The organism is Streptomyces sp. NBC_00775, from assembly GCF_036347135.1.
GTDB classification, from domain to species: Bacteria; Actinomycetota; Actinomycetes; order Streptomycetales; family Streptomycetaceae; genus Streptomyces; species Streptomyces lutosisoli.
The window spans coordinates 6,832,792-6,857,679 of record NZ_CP108938.1; the positions used below are offsets into that span (position 1 = coordinate 6,832,792).

General features: G+C 69.1%; 21 protein-coding genes, 1 tRNA gene and 1 pseudogene. 6 read left to right on the top strand and 17 right to left on the bottom strand.

What is annotated here, in order from left to right:
* Positions 1–77: 77 nt before the first annotated feature.
* Positions 78–512, bottom strand: coding sequence for an SMI1/KNR4 family protein (locus tag OIC96_RS30470; RefSeq protein WP_330304785.1), 435 nt, complete (start codon positions 510–512; stop codon positions 78–80).
* A gap of 31 nt (positions 513–543) precedes the next feature.
* On the opposite strand from OIC96_RS30470, the gene OIC96_RS30475 reads away from it, so the two are divergent.
* The gene (locus OIC96_RS30475; protein WP_330310117.1) at positions 544–1,377 is read left to right on the top strand and encodes a serine/threonine protein kinase; all 834 of its coding nucleotides are present in this window, start codon (positions 544–546) and stop codon (positions 1,375–1,377) included.
* Here OIC96_RS30475 and OIC96_RS30480 read toward each other — a convergent pair.
* The 5 genes and pseudogenes from OIC96_RS30480 to OIC96_RS49945 form a co-directional block, all read right to left on the bottom strand.
* Positions 1,365–1,538, bottom strand: coding sequence for a hypothetical protein (locus OIC96_RS30480; protein ID WP_330462141.1), 174 nt, complete (start codon positions 1,536–1,538; stop codon positions 1,365–1,367). The two genes, OIC96_RS30475 and OIC96_RS30480, sit on opposite strands and share 13 nt — an antisense overlap.
* A gap of 178 nt (positions 1,539–1,716) precedes the next feature.
* A tRNA-His gene (locus OIC96_RS30485) sits at positions 1,717–1,789 on the bottom strand.
* Between the two features lie 107 nt (positions 1,790–1,896).
* Positions 1,897–2,499 (bottom strand): oligoribonuclease, encoded by a 603-nt coding sequence (gene orn / locus OIC96_RS30490; protein WP_330304783.1) that lies wholly within the window; start codon positions 2,497–2,499, stop codon positions 1,897–1,899.
* Between the two features lie 108 nt (positions 2,500–2,607).
* Complete coding sequence (locus tag OIC96_RS30495; protein ID WP_330304782.1) at positions 2,608–3,846, bottom strand: helix-turn-helix domain-containing protein; 1,239 nt, start codon at positions 3,844–3,846, stop codon at positions 2,608–2,610.
* Between the two features lie 557 nt (positions 3,847–4,403).
* Positions 4,404–4,631: pseudogene (locus OIC96_RS49945) on the bottom strand (hypothetical protein); the annotation flags it as partial.
* A gap of 478 nt (positions 4,632–5,109) precedes the next feature.
* On the opposite strand from OIC96_RS49945, the gene OIC96_RS30505 reads away from it, so the two are divergent.
* Positions 5,110–5,637: a universal stress protein gene (locus tag OIC96_RS30505; RefSeq protein ID WP_330304781.1), complete on the top strand. Its 528-nt coding sequence runs from the start codon at positions 5,110–5,112 to the stop codon at positions 5,635–5,637.
* 201 nt (positions 5,638–5,838) lie between these two features.
* Entirely contained in the window at positions 5,839–6,408 is a 570-nt protein-coding gene (locus OIC96_RS30510) for a GPR1/FUN34/YaaH family transporter (RefSeq protein WP_330304780.1), read from the top strand.
* A 169-nt stretch (positions 6,409–6,577) separates the two neighbouring features.
* On the opposite strand, the gene glmS is transcribed toward OIC96_RS30510, so the two are convergent.
* Together glmS and OIC96_RS30520 are read right to left on the bottom strand one after the other, a co-directional pair.
* The gene (gene glmS, locus OIC96_RS30515; RefSeq protein WP_327428923.1) at positions 6,578–8,395 is read right to left on the bottom strand and encodes a glutamine--fructose-6-phosphate transaminase (isomerizing); all 1,818 of its coding nucleotides are present in this window, start codon (positions 8,393–8,395) and stop codon (positions 6,578–6,580) included.
* A 20-nt stretch (positions 8,396–8,415) separates the two neighbouring features.
* Positions 8,416–8,673 (bottom strand): hypothetical protein, encoded by a 258-nt coding sequence (locus OIC96_RS30520; RefSeq protein ID WP_330304779.1) that lies wholly within the window; start codon positions 8,671–8,673, stop codon positions 8,416–8,418.
* Positions 8,674–8,837: 164 nt separating this feature from the next.
* Between OIC96_RS30520 and OIC96_RS30525 the strand changes: the two genes are divergently transcribed.
* Entirely contained in the window at positions 8,838–10,403 is a 1,566-nt protein-coding gene (locus OIC96_RS30525; RefSeq protein ID WP_330304778.1) for a purple acid phosphatase family protein, read from the top strand.
* 134 nt (positions 10,404–10,537) lie between these two features.
* Here OIC96_RS30525 and OIC96_RS30530 read toward each other — a convergent pair whose 3' ends face one another.
* Positions 10,538–11,407 carry a DUF4429 domain-containing protein gene (locus OIC96_RS30530; protein WP_330304777.1) on the bottom strand — a complete coding sequence of 290 codons (870 nt, stop codon included), beginning with the start codon at positions 11,405–11,407 and terminating at the stop codon, positions 10,538–10,540.
* 90 nt (positions 11,408–11,497) lie between these two features.
* Here OIC96_RS30530 and OIC96_RS30535 point away from each other — a divergent pair, with 90 nt between their 5' ends.
* Positions 11,498–13,084: a beta-N-acetylhexosaminidase gene (locus OIC96_RS30535; protein WP_330304776.1), complete on the top strand. Its 1,587-nt coding sequence runs from the start codon at positions 11,498–11,500 to the stop codon at positions 13,082–13,084.
* Positions 13,085–13,319: 235 nt separating this feature from the next.
* Here the strand turns inward: OIC96_RS30535 and OIC96_RS30540 are convergent, their stop codons facing one another.
* The 6 genes from OIC96_RS30540 to OIC96_RS30565 all read right to left on the bottom strand — a co-directional run bounded on the left by OIC96_RS30540 (position 13,320) and on the right by OIC96_RS30565 (position 20,479).
* Positions 13,320–15,089: an IucA/IucC family protein gene (locus OIC96_RS30540; RefSeq protein WP_330304775.1), complete on the bottom strand. Its 1,770-nt coding sequence runs from the start codon at positions 15,087–15,089 to the stop codon at positions 13,320–13,322.
* Positions 15,086–15,631, bottom strand: a complete 546-nt coding sequence (locus OIC96_RS30545) for a GNAT family N-acetyltransferase (protein ID WP_330304774.1) — start codon at positions 15,629–15,631, stop codon at positions 15,086–15,088. Before OIC96_RS30545 ends, OIC96_RS30540 begins: the two co-directional genes overlap by 4 nt.
* Positions 15,628–16,905, bottom strand: coding sequence for a lysine N(6)-hydroxylase/L-ornithine N(5)-oxygenase family protein (locus tag OIC96_RS30550; RefSeq protein ID WP_330304773.1), 1,278 nt, complete (start codon positions 16,903–16,905; stop codon positions 15,628–15,630). The genes OIC96_RS30545 and OIC96_RS30550 overlap by 4 nt, the downstream gene beginning before the upstream one ends.
* Positions 16,889–18,331, bottom strand: a complete 1,443-nt coding sequence (desA, locus tag OIC96_RS30555) for a lysine decarboxylase DesA (RefSeq protein WP_330304772.1) — start codon at positions 18,329–18,331, stop codon at positions 16,889–16,891. The genes OIC96_RS30550 and desA overlap by 17 nt, the downstream gene beginning before the upstream one ends.
* A 173-nt stretch (positions 18,332–18,504) precedes the next feature.
* A complete protein-coding gene (locus tag OIC96_RS30560; protein WP_330304771.1) occupies positions 18,505–19,383 on the bottom strand; it encodes a siderophore-interacting protein in 879 nt (292 codons plus the stop codon).
* Positions 19,384–19,426: 43 nt separating this feature from the next.
* Entirely contained in the window at positions 19,427–20,479 is a 1,053-nt protein-coding gene (locus OIC96_RS30565) for an ABC transporter substrate-binding protein (RefSeq protein ID WP_330304770.1), read from the bottom strand.
* 250 nt (positions 20,480–20,729) lie between these two features.
* Between OIC96_RS30565 and OIC96_RS30570 the strand changes: the two genes are divergently transcribed.
* Positions 20,730–21,158: a hypothetical protein gene (locus OIC96_RS30570; protein ID WP_330304769.1), complete on the top strand. Its 429-nt coding sequence runs from the start codon at positions 20,730–20,732 to the stop codon at positions 21,156–21,158.
* Positions 21,159–21,252: 94 nt separating this feature from the next.
* On the opposite strand, the gene OIC96_RS30575 is transcribed toward OIC96_RS30570, so the two are convergent.
* Positions 21,253–22,983, bottom strand: a complete 1,731-nt coding sequence (locus OIC96_RS30575; RefSeq protein ID WP_330304768.1) for a tannase/feruloyl esterase family alpha/beta hydrolase — start codon at positions 22,981–22,983, stop codon at positions 21,253–21,255.
* A 738-nt stretch (positions 22,984–23,721) separates the two neighbouring features.
* Positions 23,722–24,882 carry an acyl-CoA dehydrogenase family protein gene (locus tag OIC96_RS30580; protein WP_330310115.1) on the bottom strand — a complete coding sequence of 387 codons (1,161 nt, stop codon included), beginning with the start codon at positions 24,880–24,882 and terminating at the stop codon, positions 23,722–23,724.
* Positions 24,883–24,888 lie beyond the last annotated feature (6 nt).

Consider the following 24,888-nt stretch of genomic DNA (forward strand, 5'->3'; position numbering starts at 1 on the left):
ACGCGCCGGTCGTATGACGCCGTACGCGCCGGTGGTACGCCGTCGTGCGCGTCGGTGGTACGACGTCTCGTGCCCGGCTACCGGTACCAGTCGTCCCCGTCGCCCCCGAGCGCCCGCCCGAGGTAGTCCCGCAGGTCCCGTGCGGCCCAGCGCCGGCTGTCGTCCTCGTGGTCCCATACGAAGATGTCGGCGCGCGGGGGTGTCCGCACGAACGCGAACTGGTCACCGCCGCCGTTGCCGCCGAAGAAGAGCAGGGGCTCGAAGGGCATGTAGAGCTCGGCGAACGACGGGTCCGACCGGAAGAGAAGGTTCTGCTCGACGATCTGCTCCAGGTCCCAGACGGTGTCGACCCCGTCGGGAGCCTCGATGCCGTCCGTCTCCCGCAGCAGTTCGGCCAGCTCCTCCGGCAGCCGACAGCCGAGCCGTGTCTCGGCGGCAGCGAGCGCGCTCTCCTCGACGGGGGTCCGGAACCCGGCCTCGGGCGATGCCTGACCTGCGGCTTCTCTCCACATGGGGGCAGGGTATTACGGCATGGTGGCGAGCATGGTCCTGCATCCCTTGCTCGGAGTTGATGAAGTGCCCGCCGTGGAACCGTACTTGGGTCGTGTGGGCGAGGTGTTCAAGGTGTTCAGGGAGCAGGACTCGGGGTGTGTGTCGTACGGGGTGCGGCTGCTCGACGGTGCGCGGTGGTTCGTCAAGGCGTCGGTCAACGACCGTGCACGGCGTTCACTCGATCGAGGATGGGCATTTCACCGGGCCGTACGGCACTCGGCGATCGTCCCCCAGGTCCACCGGATCGCCGTGCGCGGAGGCGGCGGCTGGGCGGTCGTGATGCCCTGGCGGGAGGGCGAGGTGCTGTACCACGCCACTGTGGACGGTCCCCGCGACCGTACGAGCCCGGGCAGCCCAATGGCCCGCTTCCGCGCCCTGCCCGCCGCCCGCGTACTGCGTGCCTTCGACCGGGTCCTGGACGCGCACCTCGCGGTGGAGGCCGCCGGCCATGTCGCCGTTGACTTCTACGACGGCGCGCTGCTCTACGACTTCGCCGCCGACACGGCCCATCTCATCGACCTCGACGAGTACCGGCCGGGTCCCTTCGAGGTGGAGGACGAACGGCTGCCGGGCTCCCGGCGGTTCATGGCCCCCGAGGAGTTCGTGCGCGGGGCGGTCATCGACACCCGTACGACCGTCTTCACCCTCGGCCGCACCGCCCGGCTGCTCCTGGACGCGGGCGACGAGGAGCGCGCCTGGCGCGGCACACCGCAGCAGCTGGCGGTCGTCGAACGCGCCACGTTTCCCGACCCCGACGACCGCTTCGCCGACGTCCACCGTTTCGCGGCGGCGTGGCGCGCGGCCAACGAGCCTCAGGAGACGTGAGGTGACGGCCTTACGGTCAGTTCCCACCGGGCCTCGCCGCCATGGACGGTGCCGGTCGGGGACAGTCCCGCCGCCTCGGCGACGGCCGCGGAGGCGTGGTGGCCGGGGTGGATGCGGGCGAGGACGGTACGCACGGACCGCTCCGCCGGCCACTCCACCAAGCCCCGGGCGGCCTCCTTAGGCGACTCTTGTCGGGCGGCCCCGGCGCAGGGCTCCGAGGGCGAAAGGTTCGGCGAGATGGCGCACGCGGGAAGGGTACGGGCTTCGGTGGTGCGTGGAACGTCCGGGAACGCAGTCAGCCGGTGACCTGTTCGAACAGGTCACCGGCTGACTGATCAGGGTGAGTGACGGGACTTGAACCCGCGGCATCCTGGACCACAACCAGGTGCTCTACCAGCTGAGCTACACCCACCATGTCCGGTCTTGGTTTCCCTGACCGGCCGAGAAAAAGTGTACAGGGTCCGAAGGGGTGCTCGCGCACGGCTTTTTCGGGGGCCCCAGGAGGGCCCCGTCAAAGGCCTACTCGGCGGGCAGGACGTGCTTCGCCGCGATGGTGCGGGCGGTCTCCGAGTCGGGGCCGGGCTGGGGGACGAAGATCGCCTCGCGGTAGTAGCGGAGCTCGGCGATGGATTCGCGGATGTCGGCGAGGGCGCGGTGGTTGCCGTTCTTGTCCGGGCTGTTGAAGTACGCCCGGGGATACCAGCGGCGGGCCAGCTCCTTGACGGAGGAGACGTCCACGATGCGGTAGTGGAGGTACTCCTCAACGGTGGGCATGTCACGGAGGAGGAAGCCGCGGTCCGTGCCCACCGAGTTCCCGCACAGCGGGGCCTTGCCCGGCTCCTTGACGTGCTCACGCACATAGGAGAGGACCTGCTCCTCAGCGTCCGCGAGAGTCGTGCCCGCGGCCAGCTCTTCGAGGAGGCCGGAGGCCGTGTGCATCTGGCGCACCACGTCCGGCATCGTCTCCAGCGCCGCGTCCGGCGGGCGGATCACGATGTCCACGCCTTCGCCGAGCACGTTCAGCTCCGAGTCGGTGACCAGTGCGGCCACCTCGATGAGCGCGTCATCCGACAGCGAGAGCCCGGTCATCTCGCAGTCGATCCACACCATGCGATCGTTCATATGTCTCACCCTACGGCTCGCTCCGGCCGACTGGACCCGCCCGTGCGCGCGGGCGCACGGGAAGGGGGCCCGCACCCCAAGGCGCGGGCCCCCTTCCGGCGGGTACTGCTACGGCGCACTCCGCTGCCCCGGCAGGCTCGGGCGGCCCGCCGCGTACAGCTCGGGCTTGCCCGAGTCCGTGGACAGAGACGCGGACGACGCGGCCGGGCCCAGGGCGCTCGCCGCCGCTGTGCGACGGGTCTGCATCGGGACCGGGCTCTCCTGGTGCACGGACGGTGGCGGTCCGGCCGGAGCCGCCGAGCTGTCCGTGTCCGACGAGCGGTCGGACTGCGGCCTGCGGGCGCGGTACGCCGCCCGGTACGCGGCCGGGGACGATCCCAGCTGGCGCCGGAAGTGACCCCGCAGCGCGACCGGCGAGCGGAAGCCGCAGCGGCCCGCGACCTCGTCGACCGAGTAGTCGGAGGTCTCCAGGAGACGCTGTGCCTGCAGTACGCGCTGAGTGATCAGCCACTGCAGGGGAGCGCTCCCCGTGAGCGAGCGGAACCGGCGGTCGAAGGTGCGCCGGCTCATGTACGCGCGTGCCGCCAGCGTCTCGACGTCGAACTGCTCATGGAGGTGCTCCAGCGCCCAGGCGACGACCTCCGCGAGGGGGTCGGCGCCGATCTCCTCCGGCAGGGACCGGTCGAGATAGCGCTCCTGGCCGCCGCTGCGGCGCGGCGGGACCACCAGACGGCGGGCCAGGGCCCCGGCCGCTTCGTTGCCGTGGTCTGTCCGCACGATGTGCAGGCAGAGGTCGATTCCGGCCGCCGTTCCCGCCGATGTCAGGACGTCTCCGTCGTCCACGAAGAGTTCTCGTGGATCCACATGCACCGACGGATAGCGCTTGGCCAGCGTCGGTGCGTACATCCAGTGGGTCGTCGCCGGACGGCCGTCCAGTAAACCCGCCGCCGCGAGGACGAAGGCGCCGGTGCACAGCCCGACTATGCGGGCACCCTCCTCGTGCGCGCGGCGCAGTGCGTCGAGCGCGTCCTCCGGTGGTGGCGAAGTGATCGACCGCCAGGCGGGCACGACCACCGTGCCTGCCCGCGAGATCGCTTCCAGGCCATGTGGCGCGGTGAGTTCCAGGCCCCCTGTGGTCCGCAGTGGGCCTTCCTCGCCGGCGCACACCAGTAGGCGGTAGCGCGGCACGCCGGCGTCCTGGCGGTCAATCCCGAACACCGACAGCGGTATGGAACTCTCGAAGATGGGGCCGCCGCTGAACAGCAGCACCGCGACGATCTCCTTGCGGCGTCGCCCGGAAAGTTTCCGGGCCGCGGCTTCCGGCGCGGCAGTGGAGTCGTGGCTCATACTGCTAAGCCCCCCTCGGTGGTCGCGGCTCCTCGGTTGTGTCGCTCCTGCACGTTTCCCCTCGGTCCTGCACGAGTCCCCCGCCGTAAGACAAGATCGAATCTACTGTGTCCCGTGGCGCCAAGGTGACCAGTTCGCTACTCCGCAGAATGTCGACATGGCAACTTGGCGTGAAGCATTCGATCACGAAGCGTTGCACTCGTGGGCCGTACAGGGAAGTGCGCCTCGTGGCAGTGGCCAATCCACGTAGGGTGCGCGAGCCCCCTGTGGCACTTTCAGTGCAGGTCGAACGGGGGTTGGGGGGTCGTTCGACCAAGGGATGCGCGGTGCGCAGAAGTTGGCTGAAAAGTAGCGGGCGCGTGCGCGGAAACCGGTCAGTCGACCGGCTTGTTTCCCGCGCCGTGCCGACCACCTCTGTGCGCCCCCGCACCATTTCTGCCCTGTGCGGCGACCACACCGCGCGCACCGCCCACTCCGGACCCATCACGCGGACCGCGCGGACCGCCCACTCCGGCCACACCGCGCGGGCCGCCCACTCCGGCCACACCGTGCGGGCCGCTCCTGCCGTGCCGGCCGCGGTGCGGGGCCCGCTCCTCGGCGCGCAGTCGCGCCGCGCCGCGTTCCGACTGCCTCAGCAGCACTCGGCAGGCCCCGGTCACCGCCGCCAGGCCCAGGGCCGTACCGGCCGCGCCGGCCAGAGAGGTGCCGTACCAGACGAGGACCACCGGGACCAGGACACAGCTGAAGGCCGCCCAGCGCACCACGTCGCTCGCGGTGTCCGGCACGGGCGGCGACGCGGACTGTGTGGCGGGGGAGGGGTGGGACGCGGTCTCGGGTCCGGGCACGGTCTGCTCCCTAGTACTCCAGTGCTCCCCATGGCGAGTACGCGCGTGCTCCCCATGGCGGTGGCTTACCGGTTCAACGCGTGTTCGACCGGCCGGTCACTGCCCGGCCGACGGTGGTGCGGCGCCGAAGGGCTTCGGTGTGCGACGGCGCGGGACGTCGGCGTGCCGAGTCGTGCGACGATGAAAGGGCCCCTCCCTAGGTGAACCCTGTGCAAACCGCCTGTACGGGGCAGCAACCATTGCGTTACGGGCGCCTCTCATGCATGCTCCGGGGAACGCCGCACAGCGCGCGCGGGATCTGGGCAGAGGAGGCGTGCCGCCGTACCCTTGGGGGTATGGGGTTGGGAAGATGTTTCCCAGACACAGCTCTGCCGATCGTTGTCGTCCCCACCACGAGGATCCAAACGCCGAGACACCCATGGCCGGTCACGAATTCTTCGATCCCGCGGACCGCAAGCGCCCGCTCGCCGATCCCACGGCGGCCGAGCCCCTGGCGGCGGAAGAACACCGCCAGTCCTGCGATCCCGCCTTCAAGCACGGCGTCGTCGTCGGTTTCGACGGCTCGACGTCCAGCGAGCGCGCCCTCGCCTACGCGATCGGCATGGCCCATCGCTCCGGCTCGGGCCTGATCATCGTGCATGTCGCCAACCGGCTGCCCACCACGGTGTGGGCGGGCTGCGAGCCGCCGGTCTTCGTCGACGTGCCGGACCACCGCACCGAGGTGCTCGGACTCGAACTCGCCTGCGCCGAATATCTGGCCGAGGTGCCCTGGATCCTCGTCGAGCGCGGCGGTGACATCTGCCATGAACTCGAAGAGGTGGGGCGGGAGTACGAGGCGGACGCGATCGTCGTCGGCTCCACGCACGGCATCGTCGGGCGCATCTTCGGCTCGGTGGCCGGAAGACTCGCCAAGCGCGCGAAGCGTCCCGTCGTCGTCATTCCGTAACTCGCCGTTGTCCCAGGTGAGATGAGCCGGACGAGTTTCCTGGCGGATCGTCAACTCCCCCTGACGCACACGTGATGCGGCCTAAATCTACTGGCGCGTAGAGGTGGTTTGTGCCCTTGTGAAGGGTACATACCGGTCGCCGGACCAACCGCACGGCCGGTACCACGCAGCACAACTGCACATGCATGAAGGGAGCCCGCCGTGGACAACGACGTCTCTGCGGGAAGCACCACATCGACCCTCGGCCAACTCGCGCTCGGACTCACCCTGCTGGCCTTCGGCCTCGGTCACACCGAAGTGATCGACGGCGTCACGGCAGCCGACTCCGTCTCCCTCGCCACCTATGTCGGTGGCATCGCGCTCTTCGTCGCCGGTCTGTTCGCCTTCCGTGACCGTGACGCCTTCACCGGTACGGCCTTCACCGCACTCGGCGCGCTCTGGTTCACCTGGGGCGTCACGTCCGACGCGCAGGCCTCCGCCAACGCGGCCGGTCTCTTCCTGCTCCTGTTCGCGCTGGTCGCGCTGAGCCTGGCAGCAGGGTCCGCCGGCGGTTCCCTGTTCGTACGGGGCACGTACGGGCTGCTCTTCCTGTCGCTGCTGCTGCTCGCCATAGGGCAGTTCGGTGACTCCAGCGGGCTGGCGAAGGTCGCGGGCTGGCTTGCGGCGGTAGGCGGTCTGCTCGCTTGGTACGGGGCTACGGCGGCCATGGCTCACTGGCCCACCACGCTTCCCGGGCGTGCCGCCGGCCGGGGGGTGACGGCCACCGGTTAGCGGCGCCGGCTGGGGGTTTGGGCGGCCCCCGGCGATGAGAACGGACCCCCCGTGTTTGGTGGCAACACGTGGGGGTCCGTCCCGTTGTCCGGCCTGTGCGGGCCGGTGGGGGTTGCTCGCGCAGTTCCCCGCGTCCCTGAAGGGGCGCTGCCCCTTCAGGGACGCTTCACTACTCCACCGTTACCGACTTGGCGAGGTTGCGCGGCTTGTCGATGTCCCGGCCCAGGGCCAATGCCGTGTGGTAGGCGAGGAGTTGGAGGGGGATGCCCATGAGGATGGGGTCCAGTTCGTCCTCGTTCTTCGGGACGACGATCGTCTGGTCGGCCTTCTCCTGGTGCTGGTGGGCGACCGCGAGGATCTTGCCGCTGCGGGCCTTGATCTCCTCCAGGGCGGCGCGGTTCTTCTCCAGGAGGTCGTCGTCGGGGACGATCGCGACCGTGGGCAGGGCGGGCTCGATGAGGGCCAGCGGGCCGTGCTTGAGCTCGGAGGCGGGGTAGGCCTCGGCGTGGATGTACGAGACCTCCTTGAGCTTCAGGGAGGCCTCACGGGCCACCGGGTAGCCCCGTACGCGGCCGATGAAGAGCATCGAGCGGGCCTCGGCGTACTCCGCGGCCAGCTTCTTGATCTCGTCCTCCTGCTCCAGGATCTCGGAGATCTGCGCGGGCAGCTTGCGCAGGCCCTCGATGATCCGCTTGCCGTCGCGGACCGACAGGTCACGGGTACGGCCGAGGTGCAGCGCGAGCAGCGCGAACGCGACGGTGGTGTTGGTGAAGCACTTCGTCGAGACGACGCAGACCTCGGGGCCCGCGTGGACGTACATGCCGCCGTCCGCCTCGCGGGCGATCGCCGAGCCGACGACATTGACCACGCCCAGCACCCGCGCGCCCTTGCGCTTCAGCTCCTGGACGGCGGCCAGTACGTCGTACGTCTCACCGGACTGGGACACGGCCACGTACAGGGTGTCGGGGTCGACGACCGCGTTGCGGTAGCGGAACTCGGAGGCCGGCTCGGCGTCCGCGGGGATGCGGGCCAGCTCCTCGATCATCTGGGCGCCGATCATGCCCGCGTGGTACGAGGTGCCGCAGCCGAGGATCTTCACGCGGCGGATCTGGCGCGCCTCGCGGGCGTCCAGGTTCAGGCCGCCGAGGTGGACCGTCGAGAACCTGTCGTCGATGCGGCCGCGCAGCACGCGGTCCACGGCGTCGGCCTGCTCGTGGATCTCCTTGTGCATGTACGTGTCGTGGCCGCCCATGTCGTACGACGCCGCCTCCCACTCCACGGTGGTCGGCTCGGCCGTCGTACGGGTGCCCTCGGTGGTGTACGTGCGGAAGTCGTCGGCCTTGAGGGTGGCCATCTCGCCGTCGTCCAGGGTCACTATCTGGCGGGTGTGGGTGACCAGGGCAGCGATGTCCGAGGCGACGAACATCTCCTTCTCGCCGATGCCGAGGACGACCGGGGAGCCGTTTCGGGCCACCACGATGCGGTCGGGGAAGTCGGCGTGCATCACGGCGATGCCGTAGGTGCCCTCGATCACGCGCAGCGCCTGGCGGACCTTCTCCTCCAGGGTCTCGGCCTGGGAGCGGGCGATGAGGTGGGTGAGGACCTCGGTGTCGGTCTCGGAGAGGAACTCGACGCCGTCGGCCTCCAGCTTCTTGCGCAGGTCGGAGGCGTTGTCGATGATCCCGTTGTGGACGATCGCGACCTTGTTGTCGGCCGACATGTGCGGGTGGGCGTTCACGTCGGAGGGGGCGCCGTGGGTGGCCCAGCGGGTGTGGGCGATGCCGGTGGTGCCCTTGAAGCGCGCGGGGACCTTGGCCTCCAGGTCACGGACCCGGCCCTTGGCCTTGACCATCTTCAGGCCGGCCGACTTGGGGGTCGTGACGACGATGCCCGCCGAGTCGTAGCCGCGGTACTCCAGGCGCTGCAGGCCTTCGAGCAGCAGGGGAGCCACATCACGCTTGCCGATGTATCCGACGATTCCGCACATATAGGTAAAGTCCCAGTCCCTCAGCCGTAAACGATGCGGCGCAGCTGCCTGAGCGTGAGCTCCGGCGGCGCGACCGCGCGGTATTTCAGGTCCGCCTCGATCCGTTCGAAGATCGTCGCGTTCACCATGCCCTGGGCCTGGAGCTCGCGATGGCGGCGACGGACGTACTCCTCGGTCGTCTCGTCGAAGTAGGCGAGCACGTCCTGGATCACCCGCAGCGCCTCGCCCCGGTTCAGGGGCGTGGACCGCGTCAGATGATCAACAAGTTCGTCGTGCACCCGTTGATCCTGGGGTACCGGCGAGTGATTCGCAAGAATCCTGCCCGATATCGGGCAAGCGGCTGTTGAACCTCTTATGGGGGGCTGTTTGCAAGCTGTCCATCCTGTGTCTTGTGCCGCGTCGATTGCCGGGAGCAACTTCTGTGACCATGGACACTCCACGCATGGGCGTACCGGAGAAGCTCGCCGAGCGCATGAGCATGGCCGAGCAGCACGAATTCCTCCGCGCCAAGTTCTCCCGGCGCAACATGATCAGAGGCGGGGCCGTGACCATCGGCGCCGTCGCGGGCGGCGCCTTCGTGCCGGGCGCCGTCGCACAGGCCGCGGTCCCGACGCAGGCCACCGCCTCCTCGACCGAGACGGTCGACGGCGCGCTCGTCGCCCCCTTCGGCCGCCACCTGGCCTTCGGCAACGACCCGCGCACCGAGGTCACGGTCTCCTGGCAGGTGCCGACCGCCGTGAAGAAGCCGTACATACGCATCGGCGCCCACCCCTGGGACCTCTCCCGCAAGATCGAGGCCGAGGTCCGGGCGCTGTACACCCCGGCCGGTGTCGGCGTCAGCGCCGACCACACGCAGTACTACCTGCACGCCAAGCTCACCCACCTGCGCCCCGGCAAGACGTACTACTACGGCGTCGGCCACGCGGGCTTCGACCCGGCCGCGCCCCACCTCCTCGGCACCCTGGGCACCTTCACCACCGCGCCCGCGAGCGCCGAGCCGTTCACCTTCACGGCCTTCGGCGACGAGGGCGTCGGCTACCACGGCCTCGCCAACGACGCCCTGCTGCTCGGCCAGAACCCGGCCTTCCACCTGCACGCCGGCGACATCGCGTACGCGGACCCGTCCGGCGCGGGCAAGGTCGCGGACACCGGCTTCGACTCGCGCATCTGGGACCAGTTCCTCGCCCAGACCGAGACGGTCGCCAAGTCCGTCCCGTGGATGCCGGCGTACGGCAACCACGACATGGAGGCCTGGTACTCGCCCAACGGCTACGGCGGCGAGGAAGCCCGCTGGACGCTGCCGGACAACGGGCCCGACAAGGCGAACCTGCCCGGCGTGTACTCCTTCGTCTACGGCAACACGGCGGTCATCTCGCTGGACGCCAACGACATCTCCTTCGAGATCCCGGCGAACCTGGGCATCTCCGGCGGCACCCAGACCACCTGGCTGGAGGGGCAGCTCAAGAAGTTCCGGGCGTCCAAGGACGTCGACTTCATCGTGATCTTCTTCCACCACTGCGCGTACTGCACCTCCACGGCGCACGCCTCGGAGGGGGGCGTGCGACAGGAGTGGGTGCCGCTGTTCGAGAAGTACACGGTGGACCTGGTCATCAACGGTCACAACCACCAGTACGAGCGGACCGACGTCATCAAGGGCGACGCGGTCATCAAGAAGCTGCCGATCGGGGGTACGGCGTACCCGGAGACCGAGGGCGTTGTGTACGTGACGGCGGGGGCCGCCGGGCGGAGCCTGTACGCGTTCACCGCGCCGCAGTCGTACGAGGGGAACGAGAACGAGGTCGAGTCCGTGGCCTCCTTCATCAACCAGAAGGACGGGAAGCAGAACGAGACGGTGGCGTGGTCTCGGGTGCGGTATCTCAACTACTCGTTCCTGCGGGTGGATGTCGCGCCCGCGGTGAAGGGGCGGATGGCCACGTTGACTGTGCGGGGGATCGCTGAGACCGGGGTTGAGGTTGACCGGTTTACCGTGGCTCGGCGGGTGCGTTAGCTGTCGGCCGGTGGGGGTTGCCCGCGCCCACGCGGCGGAGCCGCAAATGTCACAGCCCCGCGCCCCTAAATGAGCCCGGCGCTTGGCTGATCGCGTGTCTAGAAGGCGGGGCATGTTGATCTGGAGGCGGTCCTCTACATTCGTTTGAGGACCGCCTGCTTGGCCAAGGCGAACTCGTCGTCCGTCAGGATGCCGGACTTATGGAGGTCGCCGAGTTCGCGGAGGCGGCGGAGCAGGGCGTCGTGGTCGGCCTCCGGGGTGATGGTTGGGGGCTGCTCCTTCACCGGCGTCTTTTCTGGAGCTGCCGTCGGATGCGGGAGCCTCGCCTGCACCGCCGCCGCGACGAGCGCCATCAGCGGGTCCTTCCTGAAGCCCCACAGCTCGACGGAGTTGGGGTCGTACTTCGGTGGGGCCTTGGTTTCCGCGCCGCGTACCGTGAAGCGCAGGGAGCCGTTCTCCAGGCCGATCGCGGGGTGCCACTCGACGGCGGTGATGTCGGTGAGGGCCAGGGTGCGGGCGCCCGCGGCGGACTTGGCGTCCTCCGTCTTCCAGTTCCATTCCAGGCGTACGTGTTCGCCGTCGAAGCTCGCCGTGCCGTCCCCGGCGGAGGCGGACAGCGGTACCGAGGGGCCGGGGAGCAGGTAGCTGTCGACCGGGCCGGAGGGCACCTGGTCGAGGAGCAGCGCGTTGCGGATCTCGTCCACCATGTACTCGGCGACGCCGTAGCGGTCGGACTCGACGGTGAGCTGGTACGGGTCGTTCGGCTCCGCGAGCTTGCCGGCGGTCGCCTGGAGCAGCGGGTCGGCGCCGTCGCGCAGCCGGAGCCTGAGGCGCCCGGTCTTCCTGCCCTGCTCGAAGGAGATGCCCGCCAACGCGCCGAGCGGGACGGTCAGTTCGCCCAGCATCGTGCGGAGCGGGCTGACGTTCTTGTTCCGGCCAGGGGTCATCCGCAGGGCGTCGCCGTCGAAGGCCCACGTGCCGTCTCTCTGGATGATTTCCGCCATGAGGGGGATTGTTTCACCGGCTCTGCGGGAGAGTGGTCTTTACCAATTCGGGTCCACCCCCCAGGTGCAGGGCCCTCGAAGGGAGCGCATGTGAGACAGCACAGAACGCCCCGCCTTCTCGGTACGCTGTTGCTTGTGGCGGCTGCCGGTATCTCCGTCGTCGGCGCGGCTCCCACCGCCGCCGCGAAGACCGCTGCCCCGCTGGGGCAGGTCGTCCCGGCCCCCGCCTCTGTCCATCCCGGCGGCTCCGCGTACCGCATCACCGGCGACACCCGCATCCGTGTCGACGACTCGCCAGGCGCCCGCCGCGTCGGCGAGTACCTCGCGGACATCCTGCGGCCCTCCACCGGCTACCGGCTGCCGGTCACCTCGCACGGCGGGGGCGGTATCCAACTCCGGCTCGGCGCGAAGGGATTGGGCGGGGAGGCCTACCGCCTGGACAGCGGCCGGGGTGGTGTCACCATCAGCGCCGCCAAGCCCGCCGGGCTCTTCCACGGCGTCCAGACCCTGCGCCAGCTGCTGCCCGCCGCCGTCGAGAAGAACTCCGTACAGCCCGGACCCTGGCTCGTCGCGGGCGGCACCATCGAGGACAGCCCGCGCTACGGCTACCGCGGCGCGATGCTCGACGTCTCCCGGCACTTCTTCAGCGTCGGCCAAGTCAAGCGCTACATCGACGAGTTGGCCCTCTACAAGGTCAACAAGCTGCATCTGCACCTGAGCGACGACCAGGGCTGGCGCATCGCGATCGACTCCTGGCCGAGGCTGGCCGCATACGGCGGCTCGACGCAGGTGGGCGGCGGCACCGGCGGCTCCTACACCAAGGCGGACTACCAGGAGATCGTCCGGTACGCCGCCTCGCGCTACCTGGAGGTCGTCCCGGAGATCGACATGCCCGGGCACACCAACGCCGCCCTCGCCTCGTACGCGCAGCTGAACTGCGACGGGGTCGCGCCGCCGCTCTACACCGGCACGGACGTCGGCTTCAGCTCGCTGTGCGTGGCGAAGCCGGTGACGTACGACTTCGTGGACGACGTGATCCGCGAGCTCGCCGCGATCACGCCCGGCAAGTACCTCCACATCGGCGGGGACGAGGCCCACTCCACCAGCCACGCCGACTACGTGACCTTCATGGACAAGGTGCAGCCGATCGTCGCCAAGTACGGGAAGACCGTCGTCGGCTGGCACCAGCTGACCGGGGCCACTCCGGCGAAGGGCGCCATCGCGCAGTACTGGGGGCTCGACGACACCAGTGCCGAGGAGAAGGCGCAGGTCGCGAAGGCCGCGCGGAACGGGACGGGGCTCGTGCTGTCGCCCGCCGACCGGGTCTACCTCGACATGAAGTACACCGCCGACACCCCGCTCGGGCAGGACTGGGCCGGTCTGGTCGAGGTGAAGCGGGCGTACGACTGGGACCCGGGCACCTACCTTCCCGGAGCCCCGAGTTCGGCGATCCGCGGGGTCGAGGCGCCGCTGTGGACGGAGACCATCGTCACCGGCGCGGACATCGACTACATGGCCTTCCCGAGGCTGCCCGGCGTGGCCGAGCTCGGCTGGTCGCCCGCGTCGACGCACGACTGGGACACGTACAAGGTGCGGCTCGCGGCACAGGGGCCGCGCTGGGACGCGCTGGGGATCGGCTACTACAAGTCGCCCCAGGTGCCCTGGCCCGCCGCGTAGGCATGCAGGAGCGGGCGCCCGGAATCCCCAACTCCCGGACGCCCGCGCTCATGTGGTGGACACCTCGGCCCGTACGCGTGCACAGGAGGGTTGGACGCTAGTGGGGTTGCCTGTGAGGTGGCTGTGGACCTCAAGTGACGTGCGGAGACTGGGTGGTTGGGGTGCTCGGCGAACTGGCCGGCAGATGGGTCCGGGCCCGGGGGGACCGTCCCCCGGGCCCGGCAGTCTGTGCCGGTCAGGCCGCGATCGGGTTCTTCAGCGTGCCCACGAGCTGGAGGGCTCCCGACGGGTCGGCGAGGTCCACCATCTGCTTGTTGTCGCGCAGCTGGAGGCGGTTGAGGCAGGACAGCGCGAACTCCGGCGCGAACATGTCGTACTGCTGGAATTTGTCGGCGAGTTCGGGCGTCGTGTCCTGGTACGCGCGCACCGCCTCGGCGACCGTCCGCCAGAAGTCGTCCTCGTCGAGGATGCCCTCGCTCGCCAGATTGGCGGCCAGGAAGCGGAAGAAGCAGTCGAAGACGTCCGTGAAGATGGACAGCAGCTTCTTGTCCTCGGGGACTTCGACCCTGATCCGCTCGACCGTGGGCGGCAGCACCGCCTGCGGGTCCATGACCGCGATCTCCTCGGCGATGTCCTTGTAGATCGCGCGCTGTACGGCGCCGTCCTTGAGGACCAGGATGACGTTCTCGCCGTGCGGCATGTAGACGAGGTCGTACGCGTAGAAGCTGTGCAGCAGCGGGGTGAAGTAGGCGCGCAGATAGCCGCGCAGCCACTCCACCGGGGTCAGCCCCGACTGCTCGATCAGTGCGCCCGCGAACGACGCGCCCTCGTGGTCGACGTGCACGAGGGACGCCATGGTCGCCAGGGTCTCGCCCTCCTGGAGCGAGGACACCGGGCTCTCGCGCCACAGGGCGGCGAGCATTTTCCGGTACGGCGAGTAGCGGTCCGTGGCGGCCTCGTACTCCAGGTGGCGGTAGCCGACGGCGGCGCGCTCGCGGATGACCGACAGGCCGGTGGACTTCAGGACCGGGTCGTTCTCGACGAGTTGGGCAAGCCAGTCGTTGATCGCCGGGGTCGCCTCCATGTAGGCGGCGGAAAGGCCGCGCATGAAGCCCATGTTGAGGACCGACAGGGCGGTCTTCACGTAGTGCTTCTTGGGTGCGCTCTTGTTGAAGAACGTCCGGATCGACTGCTGGGCCAGGTACTCGTCGTCGCCCTCGCCGAGGCAGACGAGGTGGCGCTGGGCGACCTCGGCGGCGAAGGTCACGGAGAGCTTGTTCCACCACTGCCAGGGGTGGACGGGGATGAGGAGGTACTCCTCGGGGTCCAGGCCCTGGTCCTCCAGCGTCGCCGCGAACCGCTCGATCGTCTCCTGGCCCAGCTCCTCGCGCACGAACGACTCGTACTCGATGCCCACACCCGCTGTGAAGGCGGCCCGCGAGCGGTGCGCGGCCAGCCAGACCAGGCGGACCGGGCTCGCGGTCTCGGGGGCGTACGAGAGGTACTCGTGCACTCCGAAGCCGAGCCGCCCGTTGTTGGCGACGAAACAGGGGTGGCCCTCGGTCATCCCGGTCTCGATGGCCTGGAAGCCGCTTCTGACGAGTTCGGCGACCGGGATCTGCGGCTTGGTGAGCTTGAAGCAGGTGCCGGAGAGGGTGGAGGAGATCTCCTCCAGGTAGACCGGCAGGACCTCGTCGCTCAGGCCGAGCGAATTCTTCAGCTCGATGAAGAAGTCCAGGGCGGCGAGCGGGAGTTCGGTCCCGTCGCGGTGCCGGGTGATCGACTCGGCGTCGACCTCCCAGTGGTCGAGGGAGCGCACCACGGCGGTGAAGCGGTAGCGGGTCAGACCGTCGTCGCCGCGGACCTCGTAACGGCCGTCCGGGAGACGCGTCGGCGTGATCAGCCGCTCGTGGGCGAACTCGGCGAGCGCCTTGCGGACGAGAAGGCGGTTGGCGCGGGCCCAGCGCTCGGGGGAGAGGTGGGCCACGCTGTCGGAGAGGCTCATGCGGCCACCGCCTTCCGGAACTGCTCGCGGGTGCAGAAGCTCAGCAGCGCCTGCTTCTCCGGCTTCTGGATCTCGCGCTCGGGTACAAAGCCGACGGCTTCGTTGAGGGCGTGCACCGCCGTGTTGCGGACGTCGGGTTCGACGACGACCCGCGCGGTCGCCGGGTCGGCGAACAGGTGCTCCATCACGGCGGTGATCACGGCCCGGGTGAAGCCGTGCACGGGTGTGTCGCTCGGCGCGACCAGGAAGTGCATGCCGACGTCGCCGGGCTCCGGCTCGTACAGGCCGGCGAGCTCGACGTGCGCCGGGTCGTAGCGCTCCATCAGGAACGCGGGTTCGCCGTCGCGCAGCCCGAGGAACGCGTCGTGGTACTCGCTGGCCGCGATGGCCATGTACTCGCGCTCCACGTCGTGCAGTTTCGCCTCCTGCATCATCCAGAAGGCGGCCTTGGGGTGTGTCACCCAGCCGTGCAGCAGCTCGGCGTCCTCGGTCGGGTCGAGCGGGCGGACGGTGAAGGTGCCCAGGTCGGTGGTCGTGCTCATATGGCGAACTCCTGGAACGCGATCGACTTCTCGACGGGGTAGTACTCGGTGCCGAGCAGCTCACGGATGATGGACGCGTTGCGGTACGCGCCCATGCCGAGGTCCGGCGAGGTGATCGAGTGGGTGTGGACGCCGGCGTTCTGCAGGAAGATCCCGCGCCCCGTCGTGTCGATGGCGTAGTTGCGGGCCACGTCGAAGTTGCCGTGCGTGTCGTAACGCAGCCGGTCGCGGACGGGCGCCAGGAACCCGGGCTCGGCGTACTTGTAGCCGGTGGCGAGGATCAGGCCCTCGGAGCGCAGCTCGTAGTCCTTGCCCTGCTCCTCCTGGCGCAGGCCCAGGGTGTACGTGCCGTTCTCGTGACGCGCGCTGTTCAGCGAGGAGTTGGTGAGCAGCCGGGTGGGGACCGGGCCGCCGAGGTTCTTCTGGTAGAGCAGGTCGAAGATCGCGTCGATCAGCTCGCCGTCGATTCCCTTGAACAGGCCCTTCTGCTCCGACTGGAGGCGGTAGCGGGTCGGTTCGGGCAGCGCGTGGAAGTAGTCGATGTACTCCGGGGAGGTCATCTCCAGCGTGAGTTTGGTGTACTCCAGCGGGAAGAAGCGCGGGGAGCGGGTGACCCAGTTCAGCCGGTAGCCGTGGACGTCGATCTCGCTGAGCAGGTCGTAGTAGATCTCGGCGGCGGACTGCCCGCTGCCGACAAGGGTGATCGACTCTTTACCCTGCAGTTCCTGCTTGTGCTTCATATAGCGGGAGTTGTGGATGAAGTCGCCGCCGAGCTCCGCACAGGACTCCGGGATGTACGGCGGGGTGCCGGTGCCGAGGACCAGGTTCCGGGCGCGGTACACGTCACCGGCTTCCGTCCGTACGACGTACACCTCGTTCTCGTACGTCACTTCCGCGACCGTCGTGCTGAACCGGACGCTGCTGAGTTTCGACGCGGCCCAGCGGCAGTAGTCGTCGTACTCGACCCGCAGCGGGTAGAAGTTCTCGCGGATGTAGAACGAGTACAGACGGCCCGATTCCTTCAGGTAGTTGAGGAAGGAGTACGGGGACGTCGGGTCGGCGAGCGTGACCAGGTCCGACATGAACGGGGTCTGGAGGTGGGCGCCCTCCAGGAACATCCCGGAGTGCCACTCGAAGTCCGGCTTGGACTCCAGGAAGACATAGTCCAGTTCGACGATCGGCTCGGTGAGGCAGGCGAGGCCCAGGTTGAACGGGCCGAGGCCGATCCCCACGAAGTCGTGGACGTGGCTGCTGGATTCAGGAAGCGCGGTCAAGGGATTCTCCCAGGTACTGCTCGGCGTGGCCGGCGATCAGATCGAGTACGGCGGTGATGTCGTCCACCGTGGTCTCGGGGTTGAGCAACGTGAACTTCAGGTAGTGGCGACCGCCGACCTTGGTGCCCGCCACGACCGCGTCGCCGGAGGCGAAGATGGCCTTGCGGGCATACAGGTTGGCGCGGTCCATCTCGGACGGGTCGGTGACGGCCGCCGGGATGTAGCGGAAGACGAGGGTGGACAGCGACGGCTGTACGACGACGTCGTAGCGGGGGTCGGCCGCGAGGACCTTCCAGCCCTCCTCCGCCAGGTCGCAGACCTCGTCGAAGAGTTCGCCGATGCCGTCGGCGCCCATCACGCGCAGCGTCATCCACAGCTTGAGCGCGTCGAAGCGGCGGGTGGTCTGCAGGGACTTGTCGACCTGGTTGGGGATGCGCTCCTGGACCATACGGCGGGGGTTCAGGTACTCCGCGTGATAGGTCGCGTGGCGCAGCGTCGAGGCGTCCCGGACCAGCACGGCGGACGAACTCACCGGCTGGAAGAAGGACTTGTGGTAATCGACGGTGACGGAGTCGGCGCGCTCGATGCCGTCGATGCGGTCCCGGTTCTTCAGCGAGGCGAGCAGCCCGCAGCCGTAGGCCGCGTCCACGTGCATCCAGGTGCCGAACTGGGCGCACAGCTCGGCGATTTCGGGCAGCGGGTCGATGGAGCCGAAGTCGGTGGTGCCGGCGGTCGCGACGACGGCCATGGGGACGAGGCCGTCGCGCTTGCAGCGGTCCAGCTCGTGGGCGAGCGCGACCGTCTGCATGCGCTTGTCGTGGTCGACGGGGATCGAGACGACGGAGTCCGCGCTCAGGCCGAGGAGTTTGGCCGACTTCTTGACGCTGAAGTGGCTGACCTCGGAGGCGAAGATACGCAGTTTGGCGAGGTCATTGGACTTGGCCTCCTCGCGGGCCAGCAGCAGCGCCTGGAGGTTGGACTGCGAGCCGCCGGAGGTGAACACGCCGTCGGCGGCCGGGCCGAGGCCGATGCGCTCGTTGGTCCAGTCGATGAGCTTGCGCTCGATGAGGGTGCCGCCGGCCGACTGGTCCCAGGTGTCCAGCGAGGAGTTGACGGCGGAGAGGACGGCCTCGCCGAGCACGGCCGGGATGACGACCGGGCAGTTGAGGTGGGCGAGGTAGCGCGGGTGGTGGAAGTAGATCGCGTCCCGGAGGTAGACCTCTTCCAGCTCGTCGAGGACCGCCGTGGTGTCGTGCAGCGGCCGGTCCAGGTCGATCTGCTCGATACGGGGAGCGAGGGCGTCGACCGTGACGCCGGTGAACGGACGGTCGGTGGTGGCGAGTTTGGCCGCCACCCGCTCGACTCCTTCCGTCACGGAACGGCGGTACCGGTCCGCGGTGGTGTCATTGAGCAGGTGCGAGCGCATGTGGGGGTCCTCCGTGCGGGGGGAGAGTCCGAGCGGGACAGGCGAGGGGCGGGGTCGCGACGTTCAACTTAGGTTAGCCTAACCTAACTCGATCGTGCGACCCCGCCCCACCTGTGTCTTCAGTGACGTACGCCTCTGTTTGAACTACGCGAGAAGCGCCGCAGACCCTCGAACTACTCGCCCTGCTCCCGCAGTTGCTCCTCGCTCAGCCCGCGCCGCCAGTAGCCCACGAAGGTGACCCTCCGGCGGTCGATGGCGCGCTCGCGCACGAGATGGCGGCGCAACTCCTTCACCTGGCCGGACTCGCCCGCGATCCAGGCGTACGGCGCTTCGGCGGGCGGAAGGTGGGCGGCCCGCACGACATCGACGGCCATGGGGGTGGGGGCACCTCCCACGCCCTTAAGGCTGTGGGGGACGTCGCTCCGTACGAGCCACGTGATCTCGGCGTCGGCCTCGGTCGCCAAGTCCTGGATGTCACCGGCGTGATGGACCTCCAGCCAGGCGCGGACGCGGGCGCTCGCCGGCAGGGACTCGAGGATGGCCGAGGCGGCGGGGACGGCTGTCTCGTCGCCCCAGATGACGATCAGGTCGGTGTCCTCGGGCGGGCGGAAGCGGATCGCCCGGTTGTCCTCGATCGCCGGGCCGAGCAGCACGACACGGTCGCCCGCGGCCGCCCGGGACGCCCACGCGGACGCGGGCCCCGCGGGCGTCGCCGCCCCCGGCTGCACGCCGTGCAGCGCGAAGTCGATGTCGATCTCGTCGGGGTCGCGGCGCAGTGCGCGCAGGGTGTACGAGCGCATCACCGCCCGTACGTCGTCGGGGAGTTCACGCCAGCCCTGCCACCAGCCGTCGCCCAGCTCGTAGGGGATGGCCGGCTCGGTCTGGCCGGGGTGCGGCAGGAAGAGGGAGAGGCTCTGATCGCGGCCGTTCGAGTGGAACGCCTGGAGATCGGAGCCCGTGAAGGTCACCCGGACCAGAGACGGGCCGAGCCGCCTCGTCCGTACGACCTGGAGGGAGAAGAAACGGAACGGGGCGGCTACGGCCGTCGTCATGAGTGCTCCTGAGTTGTCGTCAGGGATTCACGGCAGGGGGGCGTCAGGCGACCTTCTTGGCGTTCTCGATCGCCTCGGCGAGGTTGTCGAGGAGCGGGGTGCACTTGTCGTACGACACGATCGGCTCGGGGGAGCGGGCGATGACCTGGCCGGCCTTGACGGCGGGCAGCTTCTTCCAGGTGGCCTCGGTGATGTCGGCCGGCTGGATGGTCGCGCTGCGGTCGTCCATGATGATGATGTCGGCCGGGTACTTGTCGACGTTCTCCCAGCTCAGGTTCTCGAACCAACCACCGCTGGCCTTCAGGGCCTTGGCGGAGGGCTCGATGATGTTCACGCCGAGCGCCTTGAAGTACTCCAGGTCGATGGAGAGGTTGGAGCCGGAGACGTAGAAGATGTCCTGGCTCGCGGAACCGGCGAGCACCTTGATCTCCGGGCGGGCCTTGGCGGCCTTGCGCAGCCGCTCGGCGGCCGTCTCGAACTTCTTCTTCGCCTCGACGATCTGGGCGGACTTCACGTCGGCGCCCAGCGACTCGGCGAGCGCGTACATGCGCTCCAGCGACTGGGGCATCTGGCGGTCGTAGACGGAGATGCCGACGGTCGGGGCGAGCTTGACGATCTTGGCCTTGGACTCCTCGGGGACGTACCAGAGGGTGCCCGCGTCGTCGAACATCGTGGAGATCAGCACGTCGGGCGCGAGGGCCGCGTACTTCTCGATGTTGAACTGGCCCCACTCGTTGCCGAGGATCGTCAGCTTGCTGATGTCCATGTCGCCGGCCTGGACATCGGCCTTGCCGTCCTTGGTCTTGGTCGGGCCGAAGACGCCCTTGACCTCGATGCCGTAGTCGAAGAGCGCGGCGGCGACACCGGTGAACGCGACGATGTCGGCCGGGATCTTGTCCAGCTTCACCGTGGTGCCGCGGTCGTCCTTGAACGTCCAGGGACCGGACTTGGCGTCGGCGGCCTTCGTCGAGTCCGAGCCACCGCTTTTCGTGCCGTCGTCGTCGCCACAGGCGGCGAGGACGGCGCCGAGGCCGAGGGCGCCGCCCGCGGCGAGGATGCCGCGACGGGTGAGGTGGGTGGCACGGGCGTTGGACATGTGTGTGGCTGCTTTCGGCACGGGGCAGGAACGCCCGCCGGACAAGTTCGAAGATAGGTTAGCCTAACCTCACCTCCTGTCCAGGGGGCGGGATGCGCCGGGGTGATCAATATGTTGCGGGCAGGGCATGTGTCACCTGCGAGTGATGATCCATATCCGTTGTGGATCACCCGCTTCTCTCCTTAGTGTTCCGATCAACACGCTCGGTCCCAGGCTGAGTTGACGGATCATTGAACATCGGGAGGGAATCATGGGCAGATACAAGAAGGGGCTCGCGGTCGCGGTCGCGGGGGCGGCGCTGACGGTGGGGATGTCGGCCGGGCCGGCGTCGGCGACTTCGTACACGCTGTACTGCGACACGTCGTCGGCGTCGGGCGCCGGCACGATCAACGGCTGGGGCAGCGGTGCGACGAGCCTCGACGTCATCCTGTCCGTGTACGACGCCAAGGCGGACAGCCACCACGTGGCCATCCGCCTGATCGCTAAGAACGACGGCGGCGGGGTGGTCACCCCCTGGCCGTGGCACCACAACTACGACGGGTACGACAAGAGTCTGACCTTGAGCACCACGGCCACCTACTCCGCCGGCATGTACGACGTCGGCATCGAGGTCGCCACCTTCGAGGGCAGCACCGAGCTGAACTACTGCAGGGACTGGCTGCGCTCCGACCAGACCTGACGGCCCGGCGGGCGGTCTGCGGCGGCACGCCGGACCGCCGGAGTGCCGGTCCGCACCCGCAGTGGTGCGGACCGGTCGATGTGTCCCTGGCTGATCAGGCCTTGCCCTTGCTCACCACCCACTTGCCGCCGACCCAGTTGCCGACCGTCTCGTAGCCCGAGCGGAAGGAACCCAGCCAGTCCAGCTTCAGGTTCGCCTCGGCGGTGGACTTGACGGCGGTGTAGCTGCTCGCGTCGTCCGCCGAGCCGCCCGTGGTGTTCTTGGCGTAGTACGGGAACGGGTAGACCGGGCGGGTGGAGGTGACCTTGCCGGTGCTGTCGACCGAGGTGGTCGTCAGGCTGCTCGGGGCCTCGCCCTTGGTGACCCAGTCGGTCATCGCGGTCAGCGCGTCGAAGGTGTTCGGGCCCTGGCCGCCGCCGCAGTGCGCGACACCCGGGAGCAGGAACAGCCGCGCGAAGCTCTTGGTCGCCGTCTCGCCGCCCATGACCTTCTTCACGGCCTTGTAGTACGCCATGGTGCCGACCGCCGGGATGTGCTGGTCACCCAGGCCGTGCCAGAGGATCAGCTTGCCGCCGGCCTTCTTGAACGCCGACAGGTCGGGGTCCGTGGCGTCGTACATGCCCTCGTTGGGCTCCATGACCTTCTTGTAGTAGGCCGCGGTGAACTTGACGTCCTTGTACGTCAGGGCCGGCTGCGGGCTGTCGAAGATCTGGTAGCGCAGGGTCTCGCGGACGAAGCTGATGTCACCGGAGTTGGCGGTGGCGGTGGCCGGCGTGATGATCCCGGCCCAGTTCAGCTCGGAGCCGCGCAGCTGGTAACCCGGGTACAGCAGCTGGCCGTTCTCGTCGGTCGGGCCGGCGTAGATCCGGCGCAGGGTGGTGACCTGGTCGGCCGTCAGGCAGTAGGCGTCGGACGTCGAGGTCTGGCCGGCCTTGCACTCGATGGTGGCCGGGTCCCAGTCGCAGGCCAGTGGGTCGGCGATGATGCCGTCCGCGGGTGCGTCACAGCCCTTGAGCACGGCCTTGTGGATGTCAGCCAGGTCGGCGTTGGTGATGGTGGCCGTACCGCCGTTGAGGTAGACGGACTGGGCGGTCCAGGCGTGCGAGAAGGTGTTCAGCGCGGTGAAGTTGTTGGCCGGGGCGCCGGCGATGATGCCGTCGAAGTCGGTCGGGTAGCGCTGGGCCTCGGTCAGGGCCTGGTGGCCGCCCTGCGAGCAGCCGTCGAAGTACGAGTGGTCCGGGGCCTGCCCGTAGTACGTCTTGATGATCGCCTTGGCCGCCTGGACGAGCAGGTGGTCGGACTTGTAGCCGAAGTCGGCGCGCAGCGTCGGGTCGGTGGAGAAGAGCCCGCCGCCCTGGTAGTGGCCCTCGTCGCTGGAGGCGACCGCGAAGGCGCCGCTGGTCAGCGGGACACAGCCGGCGGAGGCCGGGGCGCTGGTCACGTTCGTGTTGCCGCAGAGACCGCCGCAGCCGACCTGGAGGTAGCCCGCCTGCCAGCCGCTCTGGGGCAGCTTGATCTCGAAGTGGATCTGCGGGGCGATCACGCCCTTCACGTCACAGGCGGCCCAGTTGCCGAGCGTGTTGGCGCTCGCGGCCAGCTCGGTGGCGGAGCTGATCTCGAAGGGCACCCCGGGGACGGCGGCGGCCAGGTCCTTGGACGCGATGTCGGCGCAGGAGATGGCCGGGGCGATGCCGGAGGTCGTGGTGCTGGCCGTGGTGGCGTTGACCGAGTTCGAGGTGGAGGCCGCCGCGCTGCCGGTCGTGGCGCTCGCGAGGGCCACGCTCGCGCCGGTCACCACCGCGAGGGAGGCGGCGAGGGTGGCCATGAACGTGGCTGATTGCCACCGACACCATCTCAACAGCTTGGGCATGCTCGGTCTCCATTCGATCGTCGGCTCGGGGATGCGGGCCAGTACAGGTGCCCTCGTGGGCCGGTCAGGGCCGACCTGTCGTGCGGGGTGCTGTGCGCGGGGCGATACCGGGCGAAACGCGTTCGCCGGTGTGCCTGTGAGCACGCGGACGCAACCGTCGGCAGGCCAGGGGCGATGCCACGGTGGGGCCGCGCGGATCGGGTCGCGACAGCGGTCAGGCGGGTGACTGGGGGGAGGGGACGAGATGCCGGAGATCTGGGCAGAGGGGGCCGCTGTGCGGACCCCGTCGTCGCACCGGCGCCCGTGCGGGGGCGTGTGCGCGACTGCGGCTCAGGGGCTCGGCCTCCTTCCGCGACTCCGGCTCTGCAGTGGCGGTACGGCGAGGAACCTAACCCGCCGTTTTACCCGTGCACAAGACCTGTCAACGAGATTGTTGACGATGTTGTCGGAGGTTTTCGGCCATGCGGAGGGGTGAGCGGGTGGGGGGTGTTTGTCGGGTGCGGGCCGGTGGGGGCTGATCGCGCAGTTCTGCGCGCCCCTGAAAGCAAAAGCAGGCGGCACCGCCCAGGCGTCAAGCGAGCCCGGGGTATCGCGGGGCGCAGCCCCGCGCCTTTAGGGGCGCGGGGAACTGCGCGAGCAACCCCCACCGGCCCGCAGCCGACGCACTACCCCCACCGCGCCCCTTCCGATCGCTCAGCCGGTCAGCCCCAACTCCCGTGCGATCAGCATCCGCTGCACCTCGCTCGTACCCTCGCCGATCTCCAGGATCTTGGAGTCGCGCCACATACGGGCCACCGGGTACTCGTTCATGAAGCCGTAGCCGCCATGGATCTGCGTGGCGTCGCGGGCGTTGTCGACGGCGATGGTGGAGGAGTAGAGCTTGGCGATCGCCGCCTCCTTCTTGAAGGGCTCTCCGGCGACCAGGCGGGACGCGGCGTCACGCCAGCCGACGCGGGCCATGTGCGCCTTCATCTCCATGTCGGCGATCTTGAACTGGATGGCCTGATACGCGCCGATGTTCCGCCCGAACGCGTGCCGTTCCTTGGCGTACTTCACCGACTCGTCGACGCAGCCCTGAGCGAGCCCGGTGGCGAGGGCGGAGATGGCGATCCGGCCCTCGTCCAGGATCCGCAGGAACTGCGCGTATCCGCGGCCCTCCGCACCGAGCAGATTCGCGGCCGGTACGCGTACGTCGGAGAAGGACAGCTCACGGGTGTCCGACGCGTTCCAGCCGACCTTCGAGTAGGGGGCGGCGACCGTGAAGCCGGGCGTTCCGGACGGCACGATGATGGCGGAGATCAGCGGCTTGCCGTCGGGCTTGCGGCCCGTGACCGCGGTGACCGTCACCAACCCGGTGATGTCCGTACCGGAGTTGGTGATGAAGCACTTGCTGCCGTTGATCACCCACTCGTTCGTCTCGGGGTCGAGCCGCGCCGTCGTACGCGTCGCGCCCGCGTCCGAGCCGCCGTCCGGTTCGGTCAGCCCGAACGCGCCGAGGATCTCGCCGGAGCAGAGCCGGGGGAGCCACTCGGCCTTCTGGGCGTCGGTGCCGAAGAGGTGGATCGGCATGGCGCCGAGCGAGACCCCGGCCTCCAGGGTGATGGCGACCGACGAGTCGACCCGGGCCAGCTCCTCCAGGGCGATGCCGAGGGCGAGATAGTCGCCGCCCATGCCGCCGTACTCCTCCGGGAACGGCAGCCCGAACAGGCCCATGCGGCCCATCTCCCGCACGATCTCGTACGGGAACTCGTGCCGCTCGTAGAAGTCGCCGATCTTCGGCGCCACGACATCGTGCGCGAACTCCTCGACCGTACGCCGGAGTTCTTCGAGTTCGGGGGAGAGGCGGTGGTCCAGGGACAT

Coding starts and splice junctions, on each gene's coding strand:
- OIC96_RS30470 (WP_330304785.1), bottom strand. CDS start 512: ATGTGGAGAGAAGCCGCAGGTCAGGCATCGCCCGAGGCCGGGTTCCGG.
- OIC96_RS30475 (WP_330310117.1), top strand. CDS start 544: ATGGTCCTGCATCCCTTGCTCGGAGTTGATGAAGTGCCCGCCGTGGAA.
- orn (WP_330304783.1), bottom strand. CDS start 2,499: ATGAACGATCGCATGGTGTGGATCGACTGCGAGATGACCGGGCTCTCG.
- OIC96_RS30495 (WP_330304782.1), bottom strand. CDS start 3,846: ATGAGCCACGACTCCACTGCCGCGCCGGAAGCCGCGGCCCGGAAACTT.
- OIC96_RS30505 (WP_330304781.1), top strand. CDS start 5,110: ATGGCCGGTCACGAATTCTTCGATCCCGCGGACCGCAAGCGCCCGCTC.
- glmS (WP_327428923.1), bottom strand. CDS start 8,395: ATGTGCGGAATCGTCGGATACATCGGCAAGCGTGATGTGGCTCCCCTG.
- OIC96_RS30525 (WP_330304778.1), top strand. CDS start 8,838: ATGGGCGTACCGGAGAAGCTCGCCGAGCGCATGAGCATGGCCGAGCAG.
- OIC96_RS30530 (WP_330304777.1), bottom strand. CDS start 11,407: ATGGCGGAAATCATCCAGAGAGACGGCACGTGGGCCTTCGACGGCGAC.
- OIC96_RS30540 (WP_330304775.1), bottom strand. CDS start 15,089: ATGAGCCTCTCCGACAGCGTGGCCCACCTCTCCCCCGAGCGCTGGGCC.
- OIC96_RS30545 (WP_330304774.1), bottom strand. CDS start 15,631: ATGAGCACGACCACCGACCTGGGCACCTTCACCGTCCGCCCGCTCGAC.
- desA (WP_330304772.1), bottom strand. CDS start 18,331: ATGCGCTCGCACCTGCTCAATGACACCACCGCGGACCGGTACCGCCGT.
- OIC96_RS30560 (WP_330304771.1), bottom strand. CDS start 19,383: ATGACGACGGCCGTAGCCGCCCCGTTCCGTTTCTTCTCCCTCCAGGTC.
- OIC96_RS30565 (WP_330304770.1), bottom strand. CDS start 20,479: ATGTCCAACGCCCGTGCCACCCACCTCACCCGTCGCGGCATCCTCGCC.
- OIC96_RS30570 (WP_330304769.1), top strand. CDS start 20,730: ATGGGCAGATACAAGAAGGGGCTCGCGGTCGCGGTCGCGGGGGCGGCG.
- OIC96_RS30575 (WP_330304768.1), bottom strand. CDS start 22,983: ATGGCCACCCTCGCCGCCTCCCTCGCGGTGGTGACCGGCGCGAGCGTG.